Source organism: Streptomyces bobili (assembly GCF_002154575.1).
Lineage (GTDB): Bacteria > Actinomycetota > Actinomycetes > Streptomycetales > Streptomycetaceae > Streptomyces > Streptomyces bobili.
The window spans coordinates 1-1,253 of the sequence record NZ_MUBA01000495.1 but is presented as its reverse complement, the minus strand read 5'-3'; the positions used below and the strand labels follow the sequence as shown (position 1 = coordinate 1,253).

General features: G+C 66.3%; 3 protein-coding genes and 1 pseudogene. All 4 read right to left on the bottom strand.

Translation table 11 applies throughout. The features are described from left to right. Positions 1 to 39: 39 nt before the first annotated feature. Positions 40 to 327 carry a 30S ribosomal protein S17 gene (rpsQ, locus tag BZL64_RS31375; protein WP_009327090.1) on the bottom strand — a complete coding sequence of 96 codons (288 nt, stop codon included), beginning with the start codon at positions 325 to 327 and terminating at the stop codon, positions 40 to 42. Then, positions 327 to 551 carry a 50S ribosomal protein L29 gene (gene rpmC, locus BZL64_RS31370; RefSeq protein WP_003998824.1) on the bottom strand — a complete coding sequence of 75 codons (225 nt, stop codon included), beginning with the start codon at positions 549 to 551 and terminating at the stop codon, positions 327 to 329. The genes rpsQ and rpmC overlap by 1 nt, the downstream gene beginning before the upstream one ends. Then, positions 551 to 970 carry a 50S ribosomal protein L16 gene (gene rplP, locus BZL64_RS31365; RefSeq protein ID WP_004927269.1) on the bottom strand — a complete coding sequence of 140 codons (420 nt, stop codon included), beginning with the start codon at positions 968 to 970 and terminating at the stop codon, positions 551 to 553. Before rplP ends, rpmC begins: the two co-directional genes overlap by 1 nt. Positions 971 to 975: 5 nt before the next feature. Then, positions 976 to 1,253: pseudogene (locus BZL64_RS31360) on the bottom strand (30S ribosomal protein S3); the annotation flags it as partial.

The window sequence follows — 1,253 nt, the reverse complement described above, 5'->3', positions numbered from 1 at the left end:
CCCGCAGGCGTACTGGTGGAGGTCCCTTGCGGGAACCGCCTACTTGGCCTTCTCGAGGATCTCGACGACGCGCCAGCGCTTCGTGGCGGACAGCGGACGCGTCTCCATGAGGAGGACACGGTCGCCGACGCCGGCAGCGTTCTGCTCGTCGTGAGCCTTGAGCTTGTTCGTACGGCGGATGACCTTGCCGTACAGCGCGTGCTTGACGCGGTCCTCGACGGCGACGACGACGGTCTTGTCCATCTTGTCGCTGACGACGAGACCCTCACGGGTCTTGCGGAAGCCGCGGGCCTCTGCAGTCTGCTCAGTCACGTTGTTCTCACTCATCAGGCGCTCTCCACCGTCTCGATGCCCAGCTCGCGCTCACGCATCAGGGTGTAGATCCGCGCGATGTCCTTGCGGACGGCCTTGAGCCGACCGTGGTTCTCGAGCTGACCCGTCGCCGCCTGGAAGCGGAGGTTGAACAGCTCTTCCTTGGCTTCGCGGAGCTTCGCGAGAAGCTCCTCGTCACCCAGTTCGCGCAGCTCGGACGCCTTGGTACCGGCCGACATCACGCTTCACCTGCCTCGCGCTTGACGATCCGGCACTTCATCGGCAGCTTGTGGGCTGCGCGAGTGAGGGCCTCACGGGCGATCTTTTCGTTGGGGTAGGACAGCTCGAACATGACCCGACCCGGGTGCACGTTCGCGATCCACCACTCGGGCGAACCCTTACCGGAACCCATGCGGGTCTCGGCCGGCTTCTTGGTGAGCGGGCGGTCCGGGTAGATGTTGATCCAGACCTTGCCGCCACGCTTGATGTGGCGGGTCATCGCGATACGAGCCGCCTCGATCTGGCGGTTGGTCACGTACGCCGGCGTGAGGGCCTGAATGCCGTACTCGCCGAACGCGACCGTCGTACCACCCTTGGCCTGACCGCGGCGCTTGGGGTGGTGCTGCTTGCGGTGCTTGACCCTACGGGGGATCAGCATTTCGGTCAGGCCTCCGTTCCACCGGTAGAAGAGGACGGTGCCTCGACCGGAGCAGCGGCGGGAGCCTCGGCCTTGGGGGCCTCGGCACCGGCAGCCTGCTGCGGCTTGCGACCGCGTCGCTCGCCACCGCCGCCGCCANNCGGCACGGGCAGCGGCGTTCTCGGCACGGACCTCGGCGATGTTCTTGACGTCGCCCTTGTAGATCCAGACCTTCACGCCGATGCGGCCGAAGGTCGTCTTGGCCTCGAAGAAGCCGTAGTCCACGTTCGCGCGGAGCGTGTGC

Coding starts and splice junctions, on each gene's coding strand:
- rpmC (WP_003998824.1), bottom strand. CDS start 551: ATGTCGGCCGGTACCAAGGCGTCCGAGCTGCGCGAACTGGGTGACGAG.
- rplP (WP_004927269.1), bottom strand. CDS start 970: ATGCTGATCCCCCGTAGGGTCAAGCACCGCAAGCAGCACCACCCCAAG.
- rpsQ (WP_009327090.1), bottom strand. CDS start 327: ATGAGTGAGAACAACGTGACTGAGCAGACTGCAGAGGCCCGCGGCTTC.